Origin of the sequence: Burkholderia sp. Ax-1720 (genome assembly GCF_011753035.1) — a bacterium.
GTDB lineage: Bacteria > Pseudomonadota > Gammaproteobacteria > Burkholderiales > Burkholderiaceae > Burkholderia > Burkholderia gladioli.
Window position 1 is genome coordinate 12,417 of sequence record NZ_VWWK01000086.1, and the last position, 15,950, is coordinate 28,366.

Below are 15,950 nucleotides of genomic sequence, written 5' to 3' on the forward strand. Positions count from 1 at the left end.
TCTTCCTTTCACTCGGATCGCATCCCGCTCAGGCCGGCAGCACGATCGGCGTATTGCCGGCCTGCTGGTTCCAGTTGTCGAGCGCTTGCAGATAATCGCCCGCCGGATTCACCTTGAACGCGAGCTTCGCGGACGACACCGTGGCCACGCCCGGCTCCGACAGATTGAAGCCCCACTCCACGCCGCCCAGATAGGCGCTGTGCTGCACATCCACCGCGATCGTCACGAGTCGCACCTGCACCAGTTCACCGACGCGCGCCGCCATGTGCCGGGGCGTATCGACGATCCATGCGCGCTGGTAGCCCTTGCCGCGCCGCGAGCCCGCGCCGGACAAGGTCTGGATGTTGTTCTGCTTGATCCAGGCGCGCAACTCCGGCGTGGTATTCGGCGTCAGGTCGCGGATCGGCCGCGGTACGCCCTGGTCATTGGAGCCGTACCAGGGCGACAAGCTGTTGGAATCGAGCGACCAGCCGTTCGCCGCGCGATCCCGTTCGCGGTCGTTGATCCATTGTCCCTGCGGCCGGATCAGCTGGACCAAGCGCACGTTGTCGCTGTCCCGCTCGGCGCGAAACCAGAGCGCGGTATCGGCGCCCACGTTGATCCGCCCGCCCGGCGGTTCGTTCGGGTTCGAATTGTAGGGGGCATATACGGCGAACTCGAACTCGCCGCCCGAGGTGTCAATCGTCGTCATCGATCTCTCCTGGAAGAATTGAGCCTGCGTTGAGTTGGACGCGGGCGCGCGGTGGGCGTGAATCGGCTGATTGGATGAATTTGATGGGGGATGGGGACGTTTGCGTGCGACAGCAGTTGGGAAGCTGCCGCTGTGCGGAGCGCATGGTGCTGATCGGCGCTCTCGAGAAAGGGGAAATCTCGGCAAACAAAAAACCTCGCCGTCGCGGCAATCTATCCAGATGAGTTGCTCGTATAACCACGGTGAGGTAGAAAACCGTGTGATGCCGAGCTTGAAATGGTTGCTATAGTCCGCGACCGCCCTGATGATTCGCCAGCAGAAGTTGGCGGACTCGACGCCGTGCAAAAAATCTGACCGCTGACGGCCATGAAGCGACGTTCGTCGGTCCCATTGCTCTGCCCCTCAAATTTCTACTTCACCCAGCAACCGGTCATTGAGCTTCGCGAGTGGATGTTGCATTGCTTCATCGGCCGTTCGAATCTTCGCATCCACCGATAGGGAATTCCCTATTCGAATTCGGTTAGCCACCGTAAATACCTTGCCCTATAGTCCGAACACACACGATTCTTTGTCTGGACGGGGGCAAACCATGACAACCACCTTCAAATGCATAGCTAAACGCATGACCGGAGGCCAGCGCCACGAGCACCTCAGCCAACTCTGGTGGGTCAAGTGCATCGATGGTCGCGAAACAACCGAAGGTGGAAGTTCAAGTCGAGATCAGATGGTCTCGTTCATTGAAAAAAATGGAAATACGTCTGTTTGGTGCCCAGACCAGAATCCGCAACGTCAGGGCGCATGGGTACACGTTAATCATAATGGCCTAACTAAATACGTCCAGACGGTCGCCGATGGACGTTGGACCGACAACCTGTTAGCGCTACCGGATCGGTAAAGGAAGCGATTACCACTCTTGGGTTAGAGCAAGAGAACAGGTGACCGCACAACAGCCTTCAGCTCTGCGATATGCCGACCGGTTGCTTCGGGTCAGCTTCCGCCGGATGCAGTCCGCCGCCGGCATCCGACAACGGCTCCCCGTTGGGCAGTAGTCAGCTAGCTTAGGCTGGTCGACACGAACTCTCAGATCGCCGAAAATCCATGAATGGTATAAGCTGCAACATTTTAAATGCAGTCGCATCTCGCGTATCTCATGCATATTCGTTAAGTGCAGACTGCTGCAGCGCAGCAGTGAATGGCTCGCCCCACATTGGAGCAAATGAAATCGACGTTTTGCGTAGTACGGGAATCGAAAAATAATCAATACAAGGAGCGATAATTGGCCACAAAAGACGAAGAAAAGAAACGCAAGAAAGTATCATTAAATATATTCTTACTCAAGAAACCTGAGGGCGACGTTTCTAAGAAATTTTGGTCTAAACGCGAATTTCTTGCAAAGCCACTAGATCGAAATGGAAAGCCGACGCAAATTGATACGGACGAATACTCGCTTGGGGCTAGAGGAGTATTTGGAATTCTGTATGTTAGGAGGCCATTAACTGAGTCGACGCCGGAGTGGATCAGCTTCATTGCCCCTCAAATAAATCGATCAGCCAGATTGGATGGACTGAAAAATAAGAGCGTGTCCGCCCTCCTTGTGACGACCGTCAAGGAGCGGCAGTTCGCAATTGCATTTGGGCACGGTCGGCATATGTTGGATGCGAAGTGCATTGAAACGCGCTTCGGAATTCGAGTTGCACTTAACAGTATATCGCCAGACAAAATTGCATCCATTGATCGCCAAACGTTCGAAGCCACACCTCGAATTAGTAGAACGCAAGCGTTGCGCGCAACTTCCGTTGCTGAATATGGGATTAATGAGCAGCAAGATTTATTGCGTGGACTGGTTGGATTTACGCTGGATGATTACAGAGAAGATCTCGGGGAAGTTTTGGCTGGAATGGACTCCCTTAAGGCGAGTGTTGGAATAGATCTTCCACAACTGAAAAAAGTTCTTGAGATTACGCTTAAAAGATCCTTGGCCAGAGACTACCGAAAGACCGATAATGGACAGGCCGGCGCATTTGCGTGGGTGGATAATTTAGAGGCGGTTGATCGATCGGATGTTATTGAAGAGCTGGACAAAATACTCTGGGGATCATTTGACCGTGAAGATTTTTCGGCCATGTGGCTCGCCATCCCAGAAATTATTAACTGGGAGGAGGTTACGGGGTTTTGTTACACGCGTGCAGAATTGGAGTCATCGATCCATTCCGCCCTCGATATTCGAGACCTTAAGAATTCACTACGTTCGGACGCCACTTTGGATACGTTGCGACACCGCGCCATTCATATGGTGTTGGCATCGGGGTTGCCGCCCAAAATTTATTCTACTTACAAGTGCTTATATGCTGAGGTAAATTACAACAAGGCGCTTTATGTTTTGAATGCGGGAAAATGGTATCGCATTGAATCTTCATTCAAAAACAAAGTGGAGAAATATTTCGCCGATCTTGCAAGATGTGCGTTTGGAAAGCCGTTTGTAGAGTACGAGCATGATGACGAGGGGAAATACAATGAGGCGGTCGCGGCTAATCTTCCACGCAAGTACGCAATGCTTGATCGAAAACTGATTTCATTTGGTGGAAAGTCTAGCAAAATTGAAGTATGTGACCTGTATGCCATCGATTCGACGCGCACCGGGAAAAATAGGTTTATTCATGTCAAGCGAGGGCGAAGTTCAGCGACGTTGAGTCATCTCTTCGCACAGGGACTCGTATCGTCGACCCTATTGGTTAGTGAGCCGGGTTTCGTTGCGGAGGTTAACAAACAGCTCGTCAAACAGAATTTTGCGAAGTTACCCGCAAAGCCAGTCGGTAGTCGTTATGAGGTGGTGTTTGCGATTATTGATGGTCCGTCCGGAGCGAAGCTTGATCTTCCATTTTTCAGCAAAGTTAATTTGAGAATATGTGGGAAGACACTCCAGAATTATGGGTTCACTGTAAGTCTTCTGCACATACCCGAATCCGCAAAATTCCTCGCAGAGGTGAGAAAGAGAAAGATTAAAAGGCAAGCAAGTAGAAAGGTGGTAGCGAAGACCCCAGTTCGACGAATCAATCGTGCAGGGAAGACCTGAGAGCACTTTGCCCGCTCAACGGCATGAGCCGGCTGCGTCTTTACGAGGCTGACTGAACCGCAGTCGAAATTGCTTGAATTCGACTGCGGCGCCTAGCTTCCACTATCGCTGCGAAGCGGTCTCCGGGCAAATTTCCACGACCGTCCGCTCAGGGTCGATTGCCTCCATTGACACTGCCTCATTTAGAAAACCGGCACAGCTGAACAACCGCCGCCAACGCCAAGGCCAAGGCCATTCCCCCGATGGCCGAACCCACGCCATCGAATGCCTGAAGCCCCCCCTCATTCCCCACGACTCACCAAATCACGGCTTCGCTCGACCAAACGTGCCGACGACAACGGAAAACTTGCTATCCCCGCAAGTCCACCCTCCACCTCGCTGGAAAGTGCAATCGGACGGAAGACCCGGAAACAGATGCGCCCGCTGATACGCATCGACATTGTCCGACCTCAGCGACAAGGAGAACGACTTGCCCGTGTCGTCGTCGAGCGGTGCCACCGACAAGTCCCAGCACTCCTTCTTGCCGGGGTCCAGATACGTGGCTTCCCCCTTGTCGCAATAGCGAACCTCGGAATCCCCCTTCTTGACCGTGAACGATTTCAGCCGATGCGAATCGACAAATGTCCCGCAATAGTCGCAGTCATAAGATCGACCGAAGAAGCATGACTTCAGGAAACCAATCGCCAGCAACAACAAGAAAAAATTGACCAGCACCTTCATGCACGCCCCGTCATCGTTTTGATTTTATACGGCTGTCACGCGGAAAGCGGCGGCGCCAACCCAGCCGCTTCATCGTCCCCAAGGTAGCACCCGGCCTCGACATTATTCCCGTCGAGGTCGATCAAAAACGCGCAATAAAACGGCGAACGCCTGATCCCGGGCCCGCCATTATTGCGAGCGCCGTGCGCAAGCCCGACGGAATGAAATCGGTCCACCGCTTCGCGGGAAGGCGCCGAGAACGACAGGTGCATCGGACTCGCCGCGGCTCTCGCATCGGCATCCCAGAATGTCGGACGTCCTTCCGCCACCACGAAAAAGGGGGATTGCGGCTTGCCGGTGGAGAAAACAACCCAGGCCGAATCAACGGCAAGACGATGCTTCTCGACCAGACGAATGCCCAACGGAGCCAGCATATGCGCATACAGGCGGGCACTGGATTTCAGGTCGCGGGCGACAATGCCGATATGGTCGAACATGCCAGTCGTCTCGCCATGGCAAAGAGTAGATGTCCAGCTTGCCATAGCGAGTCATCGATCACCATCGTCGCTTATCCGGACCCGCCTCTTTCCGACATTGGGTCGAGCGGCTTGCCTGGCAGGCGCTCGTCAAAACCGAGGTATTGTTTTTCAGTGCCCGCGCGCGATTCGAATCCGGCGAGCCATTGGATTGGGCAGCGATCGCCCACGACGAGGGTTTCGCCGACCAGGCGCATTTGAGCCGTGCCGTGAAACGCACGACGGGTTTCTCTCCCAAGGAATTCACGCGGCGATTCGCCGAGGACGAATCATTCCGGGTCTACCGACTCTGGGTGTGACCGCCCCCTCAAGACACGACACGGGGGCACCAAACCGCATTCCGATGCCCCCGCAACCAACCCGCAACCGCCTCCCGATCAGGAATGCGACGCGGCTGCCGCGCTCGCGGCCTTCTCCTGCTTGGCTTTCTTCGAGGCTTCGTGATGGCCGATCGCGCAGCCGGCAGCCGCGCCCACCACGCCGTGATGGCCGGCCACATGCCCGGCCACGCCGCCCACCGCCGCGCCCTTCAGGCAGCCGGCCGCGTTCGCGTTCGCGTTGGCGCCTGCCGCAAGCAGGCCGATACACGAGAGGGTGATCAACAGACGTTTCATGGTCGAACTCCGTATTCGAGCGTGTGAATCGCGACACGCAAGTCGCGATGGAAAGCGCATTGTGCGGATCGACCCGGCGACGGTCCACCGGCGATGCCCTTGCTTACCGAAGCGACAAACCTGTTACAGATCCGGCCCTTGCAAGGACGCGAACCACACCCAGCAACACGGAAAGCGATCCGAAACACTTTCGGATCGCTTTCAATTCACTCGACTCGGCGCCCGGCCTTCAGGGCGCGAGCCGCGTGAACACGTAGTCGTGGTTCTTCACCAGCGCCTGGTGACAGGCGAAGCAGGTCTTGTGCTGCGCCTCGTCCACCGGCACGCCGTTGATGAAGCGGCCGAAGCCCCAGCCGCCGGTGGCGGCATAACGCTTCGAATCCTTGACCATCACCTGCACGGTGGTGGCCTTGCCGGCCACCGTCGCGGTGGGCGATTCCTCCGATTGCTTGCGCTTGTAGGCGAGCTTGACGAGGATCGTGCCGTCGGGGAACGGCAGCGTCGACTTCTGCAGCGCGGCCACCGCGATCGGGTTGCCGAGCACCACGCGCAGCTCGTCGAGCGGCGCGGGTTCCTCGGCCGGCGCGATCATCTCCCACTTGCGGTAGCCGGGCGGAATCGTCACGCCGTAGATCGGCGAAGCGGCCGAGGCTGCCGAGGCCGAAGCCGCCGCCGGTTTCGCCGGCTCGTCGGCATGCGCCGCCTGGGCAGCGAAGGCCGACAGCAGGCAGGCGCCGACAGCGAGCCTGGAGGTCAGTCGAGCGAAGGACATGGACACACCTCCGTCCATCAGAGCTTGGTCACTTGCAGGATCGCCTCGGCGAATGCCTGCGGCGCTTCCTGCGGCAGGTTGTGGCCGATGCCGCCGCTCAGCGTCTGGTGGCGATACTTGCCCGTGAACTTCTTCGCGTAGGCGGCCGGCGCCGGGTGCGGCGCGCCATTGGCATCGCCTTCCATGGTGATGGTCGGCACCGAGATCGACGGAGCGGCCGCGAGGCGCTGTTCCAGCGCGTCGTACTTGGCCTCGCCGCGCTCGAGGCCGAGGCGCCAGCGGTAGTTCGAGATCACCACGGCGACGTGGTCGTCGTTGTGGAAGGACGCGGCGCTGCGCGCATAGGTGGCGTCGTCGAAGTTCCACTTGGGCGAGGCCAGTTGCCAGATCAGCTTGTTGAAGGCATCGCGGTTGGCCGCGTAGCCGGCCGCGCCGCGCTCGGTCGCGAAGTAGAACTGGTACCACCACTGGAACTCGGCTTGCGGCGGCAGCGGCGCCTTGTTCGCCGCCTGGCTGCCGATCAGGTAACCGCTCACCGACACCAGCGCGACCACGCGCTCGGGCCACAGCGCCGCGATGATGTCGGCGGTGCGCGCGCCCCAGTCGTAGCCGCCGAACACGGCCTTGTCGATCTTCAGCGCGTCGAGCAGCGCGATGGTGTCGACGGCCGTCACGACCTGCTGGCCGTTGCGCGGCGTATCGGCGGACACGATGCGGGTCGAGCCGTAGCCGCGCAGGTACGGCACGATCACGCGGTAGCCGGCCGCCACCAGGCGCGGCGCCACCTCGGCATAGGAATGGATGTCGTAGGGCCAGCCGTGCAGCAGCACCACCACCGGGCCCGTCTTCGGGCCGACGTCGACATAACCGACGTCGAGCACGCCGGCCTTGATCTGCTGGATATCGGAGAAGCCGGCGCTGCCGCCGCCGGCGCGCATGGCCGAGCCGGCCTCGGGCGTCTGCGCCTGGGCCAGGCTGCTCAGGCCGAGATCGACCAGGCTGACGCTGGCCAGCGTGGTACCGAGAATGCGACGGCGCCGCAGGTTGACGTTGTCCGACATGTTCCGTTCTCCTTGATGCGAATCGCGCGAATGACGCGAGTTTCGTCTTTGCAGAATGAGTCGCGCCTCCCTTGCGGCACGCCCCCCAGTGATCCGCCCGACTGCCCGCTCCGCCTTGGCGGATGCGATGCAGCGAACGTCTGGCCGCATTTATAGCGGAGCCCGGAAGCCGCTTTGTATCGCAGTGTGTCCATGCCGGAACACGACACATAGCGAATCAAAATCGCCGCGTCCGGATACACGTGGGCCCCTTACACTGGCCGCATCCGGCACACGTCGTAAGCATCAAAAGCAAATTGAAAGCATTTAGTCAGGATGACGAGAGATCACGGCGAAGATGATCGTTTGCCTGCTGCAAGCTATTTCGGAATGGCTCACAATCATGCCCGCCACGCCGCGCGCCATGCCCGGGGCGCCTTGCCAAAGGCACGGCGGCGCTGCAATAAATCGATTACGAATGCCCACCACACCTGGAGGAGAGACCGATGGCTGACAGCCCTCAAGACGATGCACGCAAACGGAAACCGCTATGGGTCTGGGTCGCGCTGCTGATTCCGTATGCCGCCCTGCTGTGGCTGCCGTTCTACAACTACGGCAAGCCCGCCTTCGCCGGCCTGCCGATGTTCTACTGGTATCAACTGCTGTGGGTGCCGGTCACCTCGGTCCTGCTGTACCTCGTCTACCGGAGTGAGAAATGAACGGCAACATCGCCATCGATCCGGTCGCGATGACCGTCTTCATCGCCTTCTTCGCGCTGGTCACGGTGCTCGGCTTCGTGGCCGCGCGCTGGAAGCGCGGCGATCTCACCCAACTGCATGAATGGGGCCTCGGCGGCCGGCAGTTCGGCACCGTGATCTCCTGGTTCCTGGTCGGCGGGGATTTCTACACCGCCTACACGGTGATCGCGGTCCCGGCCCTGGTCTATGCGGTGGGCGCCTACGGCTTCTTCGCGCTGCCCTACACGATCGTGGTCTATCCCTTCGTGTTCGCGGTGATGCCGCGGCTCTGGAAGATCGCGCACGCGAAAGGCCACATCACGGCGGCCGACTACGTGCACGGCGAGTTCGGCGGCAAGCTGCTGCCGGCCGCGATCGCCGTCACCGGCATCGTCGCCACCATGCCCTACATCGCGCTGCAACTGGTGGGCATGCAGGTGGTGATCAAGGGCCTGGGCGTGAGCGGCGAGCTGCCGCTGGTGATCGCCTTCCTGATCCTCGCGCTCTACACCTATACGAGCGGCCTGCGCGCGCCGGCGATGATCGCCTTCGTGAAGGACATCATGATCTACATCGTGGTGATCGCGGCGGTCTGCCTGATCCCGGTGAAGCTCGGCGGTTACGCGCACGTGTTCGAACTGGCCGACGCGCACTTCGCGGCCAAGGGCGGGCCCACCGGCATCCTGCTCAAGCCGACGCAGTTCACCGCCTACGCCTCGCTCGCGCTGGGCTCGGCACTGGCCGCCTTCATGTATCCGCACACCATGACGGGCGTGCTGGCCTCGGGCTCGGCGGCCACCGTCAAGAAGAACGCGATCTTCCTGCCGGCCTACACGCTGCTGCTCGGCCTGATCGCCCTGCTCGGCTACATGGCGATCGCCGCCGACATCCACGTGAGCTCGCCCACCGACGTGGTGCCGGCCCTGTTCCACACGCTGTTCCCGTCGTGGTTCGTCGGCTTCGCCGCCGCCGCGATCGCGATCAGCGCGCTGGTGCCGGCCGCGATCATGTCGATCGGCGCGGCCAACCTGTTCACGCGCAATCTGTGGCGGCCGCTGGTGTCGCCGAACCAGTCGGCGGCCGGCGAGGCCTCGACGGCCAAGCTGGTCTCGCTGCTGGTGAAGTTCGGTGCGCTGATCTTCATCGTGGTGCTGCCCACGCAGTACGCGATCGACCTGCAGCTGCTGGGCGGCATGTGGATCCTGCAGATCCTGCCGGCCGTGGTGTTCTCGCTCTACACGCGCCGCCTGAGCACGACGGGCCTGCTGCTGGGCTGGCTGGTGGGGATCGTGGTCGGCACCTCGCTGGCCGCCTCGCAGGGCTTGAAGCCGGTCTACACGCTGCACCTCGGCTCGGCCTCGTGGACGCTCTACATCGGCCTGATCGCGCTGGCGATCAACATCGTCGTGACCCTGGTGGTGTCGGCGCTGACGCCGGCCAAGCGCGCCCAGGCGGCTGCCGCCTGAAGCGCGCCGGGCCGCCGGCCGCCGCGCAACCCCTGTGCGTGGCGGCCGGCGGCCCGGCCTTTTTCGAAGTTGTCCGCGCAAAGGCGCCCGCATCCGTCAGCTCGGATGCGGGCGCCTTTGGCTTTACAGCAGCCCGGTGGTCAGCGCCTTGAGGGTGGCGGCCGCGCGCGTCGAGCAGTCGAGCTTGCGGAAGATGCTCTCGACATGCGTGCGCACCGTGCTCGGGCTCAACTCCAGCACGCGCGCCGCTTCCTTGTTGCTCAGGCCACCGCTGATCTGGCGCAGCACCTCGATCTCGCGCGGCGACAGCAGCGGCGTGACGGGCCGCCTGGGCGCCGGCGCGGGGCCGCCCGCGGTCTCCACCAGGGCCGCGATCACCTCGGGATCGAAGCGCCCGGCCGCGGCCTCGGCCTGCAGCAGGCCGGCCGCCGCGTCGATCGAATGCGCGGCGCGCCAGGGCCGCGCGTCGAGCAGCGCCTGGCAGGCCACCGCGCCGGCCAGCAGGCGCTGCGGCACGTCCAGCGCCGTGCCCGACAGGCCGCGGAAATAGCCGCTGCCGTCGAGCCGCTCGTAGGCATGCGAGGCCAGCCCCGCCGCGCCGCGCAGGCCGCCGATCTGCTGCGCCGCGCGCGCGGTCCAGTACGGCACCAGCCGCACCTGCTCCCATTGATCGCTCGACAGGCGCCCCGGCGTATCCCAGAGCCGGTTCGGCAGCGCCGCGCGGCCGATGCCGTGCAGCAGCGCGGCCGCCTCCAGCTCGGCGCCGATCGCGGCATCGAGGCCGAGCCGCGCCGCCGCGCGCGAGGCCAGGCTGGCCACGCGGCGCGCATACCCGGCCAGCCAGGGCAGCTTCAGCTCGGTGACGTCGGCCAGCAGGCTCAGCGCCACGTCGGCCGTGTCCTGCTGGTCGGCCAGGCGCCAGCCGGCGGTGTCGGGTTCGCCGGCATCGAGCGTGTCGAGCCAGGCTTCGGCATGGGCGATGCAGAGCTCGGCCAGCGCGGCGGGATACTTCGCGCCGCCCTGCGCGCGCAGATAGGCCAGCGCCGCTTCGCGGCCGTGCGCGCGGGCGAGGATTTCCAGGTCGCTGGCGAGATTAACGAAATAGACGGTGGACGGCACCGCGTCGCCGTCGAGCCCCTCGGGCATGCCCTTGCCGTCGTGGCGCTCGAAGATGCGCCGCAGCGTCAGCACCACCCCGGCCGGCATGCCGAGCGTGACCGCGATGTCGCCGGAGATCTCGCAGTGGATCAGCGCCAGCGGCACGATCAGCGAATGCATCTGCGCGCTCATCGGCGGCAGGCGCTGCGCCATCAGCGCCTCGCGCGAGGCCACGTCGTCGCCGAGCAGGTCGGCGAAACCGCTCGCGTTGGCGGTGCAGCCGGACCAGCGCAGCATCGCGGCGGCGCGCGCATGGTTCTGCGCCTCGGCGCCGGCGCCGGCCTCGGCGGCCAGCCAGCCGGCCAGGCAGGCGGTGCGGCGCGAATGATCGGTCGAGCGGCCCATGCTGAGGTCGCCGACGAAGGCCAGCGCGAGGATCGCGTCGGTGAGGCTTGCCGTGCTTGCGGACATCGTGATCGGGATGGCGGGAGGAAGGTTCGGATCGGGGCGCGAACGGCGCCATGAGGACTGCCCGGCGGCCCGGGCGACCGGGTCGGTCGATCGACCGATACCGGCGCGAGGCGCCAACGACGACACTGGCTACCAGTCGAGCCGATATCGCGGCTCGCACCACTTACCCAGGAGATCGTCATGAAGCGCCATTCTATCGCAGCCCTGATCGCCGGTTTCGGCCTCGCCACTGGCCTGGCCGGCTTTTCAGCAGCCGCCGCCGCGGCCGAACCCGCCGCCTCCGTCGTGATCGTCCACGGCGCCTTCGCCGACGGCTCGGACTGGGCCAAGGTGGTGCCGCTGCTGCAGGACAAGGGCATCCACGTCACCGTGGTGCAGAACCCGCTCGACTCGCTGGCCGACGACGTGGCCGCCGCGACGCGCGCGATCGACAAGCAGCCGGGCAAGGTGGTGCTGGTCGGCCACTCCTGGGGCGGCACCGTGATCACCGAAGCCGGCCGCGACGACAAGGTGGCGAGCCTGGTGTACGTGGCGGCCTTCGCGCCCGACGCGGGCCAATCGGTGGCCGACGTCTCGAAGGACGCGCCCCAGTCGCCCGGCATCGCCCGCGTGGAAGCCGACAGCCAGGGCTGGCTGAGCCTGCCGGCGCAGGCGGTGGCCGAGGACTTCGCGCAGGACGTGCCGGCCCGCGAGGCGCGCGTGATGGCCGCCACCCAAGGCCCGATCAAGGGCAGCGCGTTCGGCGAGGCGGTCTCGACCGCCGCCTGGCACGACAAGCCCTCGTACTACATCGTCAGCCAGCACGACCGGATGATTCCGCCCTCGCTGGAACGCTCGATGGCCAAGGCGATCGGCGCGAAGGTCACCGAGCTGCCGACCAGCCACGTGCCGCAGCGCTCGCGTCCGGCCGACGTGGCGCGCGTGATCGAGCAGGCGGTGGCCGCCGTCAAGTAAGCCCGCGCCAGGCACCGCGCGCCGCGCCGGCAGGCGGCTTGTATCGCACTGTATCCGGCTCGATCGACGATACATGCACATGCAATTCGGGCCCGCCGCGAAACAAAGCGGACAAGTGCCGATGTTCCAATCTCGTCATGCCGAACGGGACGCGGGAAGCCGCGCGACAGGGCAGGAAAGCCAGGCCGCACGATTCGAGTCCAGCAAGGCATGAATTACTGATCGCACGATCGCATCGCATCCGATTGATATCGGCGACGATGCGCGACACCACCGACATCCATTATCAGGAGCACCACCATGAGCAAGATCGACAAGGTTCTGTACACCGGCAAGACCCACACCACCGGCGGCCGCGACGGCGCCTCGCGCAGCTCGGACGGCCGTCTGGACGTGCGCCTGTCGCCCCCGGGCAGCAACGGCGCCGGCACCAACCCGGAGCAACTGCTGGCCGCCGGCTGGTCGGCCTGCTTCATCGGCGCGATGCAGGCCGTGGCGCGCAGCCAGGGCGTCAGGGTGCCGGCCGACGTGTCGGTCGATACCGAGATCGACCTCGGCACCAGCGACGAGCAGTACTTCATCCAGGCCCGCCTGAACGTCAGCCTGCCGGGCCTCGATCGCGCGGTGGCGCAGTCGCTGGTCGACGCGGCGCACCAAGTCTGCCCGTATTCGAAGGCCACCCGCAACAACATCGACGTCACGCTGAACCTGCTCTGATCGACCCGCGCGCGGCGGCGGGCACGGCGCCCTCGCCCGCCGCCGCCGCGCGCGAATCCGGCAAGACCCAGCCCTGCCCGTATCACTCGACTACGCAAACCTTCGACATTTGAGGTCCACCATGAAACACCGCATCGCCGCTTCCGCCTTGTTCGTCGCATTCGCCGCCGCGCTCGCGGCACCCGCCATGGCCGCCGGCCAGGTCACCGGCAGCTTCGGCGACAGCGTCGCCACCGCCTCCGCCGCCCCGCTCGCCAGCCCCGGCAGCGATACCGCCGTCACCCGCCAGGCAAGCAACGGCCCGCTCACGCGCGCCCAGGTGCGCGCCGAACTCGCGCAGATCGTCGCCGCCGGTTATTCGCCGAGCCGCCCCAACGATCCCTACTACCCGGACAACGTGCAGGCCGCGCTCAAGCGCGTGCAGGACATGAAGATGGCCTCGAACGACACCGCCGCCAGCAGCTACGGCGCCGACATGCCGGCCATCGCCGAATCGGGCAGCCGCGTGGTGATCACGCGCGTGGTGGAGCGTTCGGTGTACTACGGGCATTGAGCGCGTGGCGCACCGGCCGCGTGGCGGCGAGTTCATTCGGGCAGGATTGTCCGGCTCGCCGTCGCGCCGCCACCTCGTTCGTGCCCGCGATGTTCGCCGGCCCTGGCCTTGTGCTCCCGATCCCGGTCGTGGGCACAAGGCCAGGGCCGCTTTCGTCTGGAACGGCGCGACGCGCGCTGATCACGAAAAAACGGCGCACGCGGCGCCGTCGTCATGGATTCGATTCAAGGATCCGACTCGCGGGCCGGCAGTCGAGCCCGGCTCCCCGCACGCGACGTCGCGCGCCGCCCCCTCCCCTCACTCCGCGCCTTCGCGCACCGACTTCACCAGGTTGTCGCGCAGCGTGACCACCGCCTTCTGGGTCTTGTCGAACTCCTCCGGCGTGAGCCCGCAGGCATCCACCAGGCTCACGCTGGCGAGGTCCTCGCGCAGCCGCCAGCCCTTCCGAGTCAGGCTGACCAGCACCTGGCGCTCGTCGTGCGCGGCGCGCTGCCGTTGCAGGTAGCCCATCGCCTCGAGCTTCTTCAGGATCGGCGTGAGCGTGTTCGACTCGAGGAACAGCTTCTCGCCGAGCTGGCTGACGGTCTGCTCGTCCTGCTCGGAGGCCGCCACCAGCGTGATGTACTGCGTGTAGGTGAGCCCCAGCTCGTCCAGCACCGGCTTGTAGGCCTTGCCGAACGCCAGGTTCGCCGAGTAGACGGCGAAGCAGAGAAAATCGGCGAGCTTCGGAATGGCCGGCTCGGCCTTGTCCTTGCGGGTCATGGGCGCCCCTGTCGATGCATGGTGTCGAAGCGCGGATTATATATCGGATGCGATATAGTCGCGTGACGAAGTTTTCGGCGGGCGGAACGACGGCGAACGGCGAAAGCCGAGCCGGGCGGGCTCGGCGTCGACATCGCCGGTCGATGGCACCGGGCCGTGCCGGGCGGCACGGCGGCGCGCGCCCCGCATCAGGAATGCGCGTAGATCGCGTCGATCTCGGCCTGGTCGCGCCGCGCCGAGGGCATCTGCATCACATCGCCGGCGGCCGGGCGCGTCTGGGCGCGGGCCTCGACATCGGCCGCGCCGTCGATGCGCGACAAGGCCGCCTGGATGTTGGCCGGGTATTGCGTGTGGTCGCTGGCCGGGTTGTAGCCGGCCTGTTCGAGCTGGACCAGCTCGGCGCGGACCTGGGCGCGCGTGAGACCTTGCTGGCTGGTCTGGGCGAAGGACAGCGCCGGGGCGGTGGCGAGGGCGGCAAGGGCGAGGACGTGGGCAAGCTTCATGGTGTTTCTCCTGGGTTCGATGGGACGGCATTCGGTTGCGGGTTTCGGTACGCAGGGATGCTGATCGCGTACCGTCAGTAGACCGCGCCCACGTATCCCGTCTGTTTCCGCGCCCGGCCGCTTTTGCATGCCGATGTTTCGCGACGCGCGCTGGATACGTCGCGGTACAAAACCGTGCCGCCATGCTTGCCGGGTGCCGGGAGCACGGCACAGCCGCCATGCGTCGCCCCGAGCAACCCGCGCCGCCATTGCGGGGATCGCGAAACCTCGCTATACATGCCGGTTCGCCCGCGCGGGCCCGAGGGCCGTGCCCGCCGTTTTCTCCATTCGGACGACACACCATGACCTATACCTACACGTTGACCGATGTCGCGGACGAAACCGTCCGCAAGCAGATCGCCGCCCCGCTGGTGGCCTACAACGACCGCAACGGCGGCCCGAGCGGCAATCGCCCGCTGGTGGTGGCCTTGCGCGACGCGGCCGGCGAAGTCACGGGCGGCCTGTGGGCCTCGACCGCCTACGGCTGGCTGGCCATCCAGTTGCTGGTGGTGCCGGAAAGCGCGCGCGGCGGCGGCGTCGGCACGCGCCTGATGCAGATGGCTGAACAGGAGGCGCTCGCGCGCGGCTGCCACGCGGCCTGGCTCGATACCTTCGAATTCCAGGCGCGGCCGTTCTACGAGCGGCTCGGTTACCAATGCTTCGCCGAGCTGCCCGACTATCCGCCGGGCTTCTCGCGAATGTTCATGAAGAAGACGCTGCGCCCGCTCTGAGCCGGCACGCGAATCGGGCGCCACGGCCGGCTGCCGCCGGGCCGGGAACCCCGCCCGGCAAGGCCCGCAGCGTAGTGGTCGGCCATCGCGGCACACGCCCCGGCGCGTGCGCGCCCGCCCGCGATCCGGCCCCCGCTCGCCAAAAAAGCAACCCGGCCCGCGCCCTTGTGTAAACTGCTGCCTTTTTTTCACGTTCGCAGCATGTCGTCACTCCCGCAGCGCAGCTCCCTGCACGCGCCGGCCCTCGTCCGCATCCTGACCCGCCTCGGCGGCACCGACGTGCAACGCACGGCGCAGCCGCTCGCCGATCGGCTCAGCCAGTGGGTGGCCTGGACCGACGCGATCGCGCTCTCCTCGGTGCTGGCCGCGCCGGCGCCGGTGGTGGCCGGCCTGCGCGGCAACGGCGAGGACGAGGCCGCGCGCGGCCTGAGCCTGCGCTCCTCGCTGTCGAAGGCGATTGCCAACGACGCGCTGCTCGCGCCCGCGCGCCAGCT

General features: G+C 64.3%; 18 protein-coding genes and 1 pseudogene. 10 read left to right on the plus strand and 9 right to left on the minus strand.

The genetic code is table 11. From position 1 onward, the window contains the following. Positions 1 to 28: 28 nt before the first annotated feature. Positions 29 to 691 (minus strand): hypothetical protein, encoded by a 663-nt coding sequence (locus F3J18_RS22425; RefSeq protein ID WP_025100254.1) that lies wholly within the window; start codon positions 689 to 691, stop codon positions 29 to 31. A 622-nt stretch (positions 692 to 1,313) separates the two neighbouring features. Between F3J18_RS22425 and F3J18_RS22430 the strand changes: the two genes are divergently transcribed. Next, a complete protein-coding gene (locus tag F3J18_RS22430; protein ID WP_240154599.1) occupies positions 1,314 to 1,586 on the plus strand; it encodes a DUF3892 domain-containing protein in 273 nt (90 codons plus the stop codon). Positions 1,587 to 1,967: 381 nt separating this feature from the next. Further along, complete coding sequence (locus F3J18_RS22435; RefSeq protein ID WP_166914285.1) at positions 1,968 to 3,764, plus strand: DUF6119 family protein; 1,797 nt, start codon at positions 1,968 to 1,970, stop codon at positions 3,762 to 3,764. 303 nt (positions 3,765 to 4,067) lie between these two features. Here the strand turns inward: F3J18_RS22435 and F3J18_RS22440 are convergent, their stop codons facing one another. Together F3J18_RS22440 and F3J18_RS22445 are read right to left on the minus strand one after the other, a co-directional pair. Further along, positions 4,068 to 4,484: a hypothetical protein gene (locus F3J18_RS22440; RefSeq protein ID WP_166914286.1), complete on the minus strand. Its 417-nt coding sequence runs from the start codon at positions 4,482 to 4,484 to the stop codon at positions 4,068 to 4,070. 35 nt (positions 4,485 to 4,519) lie between these two features. Next, complete coding sequence (locus tag F3J18_RS22445) at positions 4,520 to 4,960, minus strand: VOC family protein (protein WP_166914288.1); 441 nt, start codon at positions 4,958 to 4,960, stop codon at positions 4,520 to 4,522. Between the two features lie 116 nt (positions 4,961 to 5,076). Between F3J18_RS22445 and F3J18_RS22450 the strand changes: the two are divergent. Then, positions 5,077 to 5,298 (plus strand): annotated as a pseudogene (locus tag F3J18_RS22450) (AraC family transcriptional regulator); the annotation flags it as partial. A gap of 78 nt (positions 5,299 to 5,376) precedes the next feature. On the opposite strand, the gene F3J18_RS22455 reads toward F3J18_RS22450, so the two are convergent. From F3J18_RS22455 to F3J18_RS22465, 3 genes are all read right to left on the minus strand, one after another. Further along, complete coding sequence (locus tag F3J18_RS22455; RefSeq protein ID WP_166914290.1) at positions 5,377 to 5,613, minus strand: hypothetical protein; 237 nt, start codon at positions 5,611 to 5,613, stop codon at positions 5,377 to 5,379. A 229-nt stretch (positions 5,614 to 5,842) separates the two neighbouring features. After that, positions 5,843 to 6,385 (minus strand): cytochrome P460 family protein, encoded by a 543-nt coding sequence (locus tag F3J18_RS22460; protein WP_166914291.1) that lies wholly within the window; start codon positions 6,383 to 6,385, stop codon positions 5,843 to 5,845. A gap of 17 nt (positions 6,386 to 6,402) precedes the next feature. Beyond that, positions 6,403 to 7,446 (minus strand): alpha/beta hydrolase, encoded by a 1,044-nt coding sequence (locus F3J18_RS22465; RefSeq protein ID WP_166914293.1) that lies wholly within the window; start codon positions 7,444 to 7,446, stop codon positions 6,403 to 6,405. A 485-nt stretch (positions 7,447 to 7,931) separates the two neighbouring features. Between F3J18_RS22465 and F3J18_RS22470 the strand changes: the two genes are divergently transcribed. Together F3J18_RS22470 and F3J18_RS22475 are read left to right on the plus strand one after the other, a co-directional pair. Beyond that, on the plus strand, positions 7,932 to 8,144 hold the full coding sequence (locus F3J18_RS22470) for a DUF3311 domain-containing protein (RefSeq protein ID WP_013690491.1): 213 nt from the start codon (positions 7,932 to 7,934) through the stop codon (positions 8,142 to 8,144). Next, on the plus strand, positions 8,141 to 9,628 hold the full coding sequence (locus tag F3J18_RS22475; protein ID WP_025100249.1) for a sodium:solute symporter: 1,488 nt from the start codon (positions 8,141 to 8,143) through the stop codon (positions 9,626 to 9,628). The genes F3J18_RS22470 and F3J18_RS22475 overlap by 4 nt, the downstream gene beginning before the upstream one ends. A gap of 123 nt (positions 9,629 to 9,751) precedes the next feature. Here F3J18_RS22475 and F3J18_RS22480 read toward each other — a convergent pair whose 3' ends face one another. Beyond that, entirely contained in the window at positions 9,752 to 11,197 is a 1,446-nt protein-coding gene (locus F3J18_RS22480; protein ID WP_166914295.1) for an HD domain-containing phosphohydrolase, read from the minus strand. 180 nt (positions 11,198 to 11,377) lie between these two features. On the opposite strand from F3J18_RS22480, the gene F3J18_RS22485 reads away from it, so the two are divergent. The 3 genes from F3J18_RS22485 to F3J18_RS22495 all read left to right on the plus strand — a co-directional run bounded on the left by F3J18_RS22485 (position 11,378) and on the right by F3J18_RS22495 (position 13,421). Further along, the gene (locus tag F3J18_RS22485; protein ID WP_166914297.1) at positions 11,378 to 12,151 is read left to right on the plus strand and encodes an alpha/beta hydrolase; all 774 of its coding nucleotides are present in this window, start codon (positions 11,378 to 11,380) and stop codon (positions 12,149 to 12,151) included. 300 nt (positions 12,152 to 12,451) lie between these two features. Further along, positions 12,452 to 12,868, plus strand: coding sequence for an organic hydroperoxide resistance protein (locus F3J18_RS22490; RefSeq protein ID WP_166914299.1), 417 nt, complete (start codon positions 12,452 to 12,454; stop codon positions 12,866 to 12,868). A gap of 121 nt (positions 12,869 to 12,989) precedes the next feature. Next, positions 12,990 to 13,421: a DUF4148 domain-containing protein gene (locus F3J18_RS22495; RefSeq protein WP_025100245.1), complete on the plus strand. Its 432-nt coding sequence runs from the start codon at positions 12,990 to 12,992 to the stop codon at positions 13,419 to 13,421. 297 nt (positions 13,422 to 13,718) lie between these two features. Here F3J18_RS22495 and F3J18_RS22500 read toward each other — a convergent pair whose 3' ends face one another. Together F3J18_RS22500 and F3J18_RS22505 are read right to left on the minus strand one after the other, a co-directional pair. Continuing rightward, the gene (locus F3J18_RS22500) at positions 13,719 to 14,183 is read right to left on the minus strand and encodes a MarR family transcriptional regulator (RefSeq protein ID WP_025100244.1); all 465 of its coding nucleotides are present in this window, start codon (positions 14,181 to 14,183) and stop codon (positions 13,719 to 13,721) included. A 188-nt stretch (positions 14,184 to 14,371) separates the two neighbouring features. Next, positions 14,372 to 14,686 (minus strand): DUF4148 domain-containing protein, encoded by a 315-nt coding sequence (locus tag F3J18_RS22505; protein WP_046582519.1) that lies wholly within the window; start codon positions 14,684 to 14,686, stop codon positions 14,372 to 14,374. Positions 14,687 to 15,027: 341 nt separating this feature from the next. Between F3J18_RS22505 and F3J18_RS22510 the strand changes: the two genes are divergently transcribed. Together F3J18_RS22510 and F3J18_RS22515 are read left to right on the plus strand one after the other, a co-directional pair. Then, entirely contained in the window at positions 15,028 to 15,456 is a 429-nt protein-coding gene (locus F3J18_RS22510; protein WP_025100242.1) for a GNAT family N-acetyltransferase, read from the plus strand. Positions 15,457 to 15,657: 201 nt separating this feature from the next. Continuing rightward, on the plus strand, positions 15,658 to 15,950 hold a 293-nt coding region (locus F3J18_RS22515), incomplete at its 3' end, for a DUF3348 family protein (protein ID WP_166914301.1).

Excerpts from the sequence above, each read along its gene's own strand:
- F3J18_RS22505 (WP_046582519.1), bottom strand. The coding sequence starts at position 14,686 with ATGAAGCTTGCCCACGTCCTCGCCCTTGCCGCCCTCGCCACCGCCCCG.
- F3J18_RS22500 (WP_025100244.1), bottom strand. The coding sequence starts at position 14,183 with ATGACCCGCAAGGACAAGGCCGAGCCGGCCATTCCGAAGCTCGCCGAT.
- F3J18_RS22460 (WP_166914291.1), bottom strand. The coding sequence starts at position 6,385 with ATGTCCTTCGCTCGACTGACCTCCAGGCTCGCTGTCGGCGCCTGCCTG.
- F3J18_RS22480 (WP_166914295.1), bottom strand. The coding sequence starts at position 11,197 with ATGTCCGCAAGCACGGCAAGCCTCACCGACGCGATCCTCGCGCTGGCC.
- F3J18_RS22430 (WP_240154599.1), top strand. The coding sequence starts at position 1,314 with ATGACCGGAGGCCAGCGCCACGAGCACCTCAGCCAACTCTGGTGGGTC.
- F3J18_RS22485 (WP_166914297.1), top strand. The coding sequence starts at position 11,378 with ATGAAGCGCCATTCTATCGCAGCCCTGATCGCCGGTTTCGGCCTCGCC.
- F3J18_RS22470 (WP_013690491.1), top strand. The coding sequence starts at position 7,932 with ATGGCTGACAGCCCTCAAGACGATGCACGCAAACGGAAACCGCTATGG.
- F3J18_RS22455 (WP_166914290.1), bottom strand. The coding sequence starts at position 5,613 with ATGAAACGTCTGTTGATCACCCTCTCGTGTATCGGCCTGCTTGCGGCA.
- F3J18_RS22440 (WP_166914286.1), bottom strand. The coding sequence starts at position 4,484 with ATGAAGGTGCTGGTCAATTTTTTCTTGTTGTTGCTGGCGATTGGTTTC.
- F3J18_RS22490 (WP_166914299.1), top strand. The coding sequence starts at position 12,452 with ATGAGCAAGATCGACAAGGTTCTGTACACCGGCAAGACCCACACCACC.
- F3J18_RS22425 (WP_025100254.1), bottom strand. The coding sequence starts at position 691 with ATGACGACGATTGACACCTCGGGCGGCGAGTTCGAGTTCGCCGTATAT.
- F3J18_RS22495 (WP_025100245.1), top strand. The coding sequence starts at position 12,990 with ATGAAACACCGCATCGCCGCTTCCGCCTTGTTCGTCGCATTCGCCGCC.
- F3J18_RS22445 (WP_166914288.1), bottom strand. The coding sequence starts at position 4,960 with ATGTTCGACCATATCGGCATTGTCGCCCGCGACCTGAAATCCAGTGCC.
- F3J18_RS22510 (WP_025100242.1), top strand. The coding sequence starts at position 15,028 with ATGACCTATACCTACACGTTGACCGATGTCGCGGACGAAACCGTCCGC.
- F3J18_RS22475 (WP_025100249.1), top strand. The coding sequence starts at position 8,141 with ATGAACGGCAACATCGCCATCGATCCGGTCGCGATGACCGTCTTCATC.
- F3J18_RS22465 (WP_166914293.1), bottom strand. The coding sequence starts at position 7,446 with ATGTCGGACAACGTCAACCTGCGGCGCCGTCGCATTCTCGGTACCACG.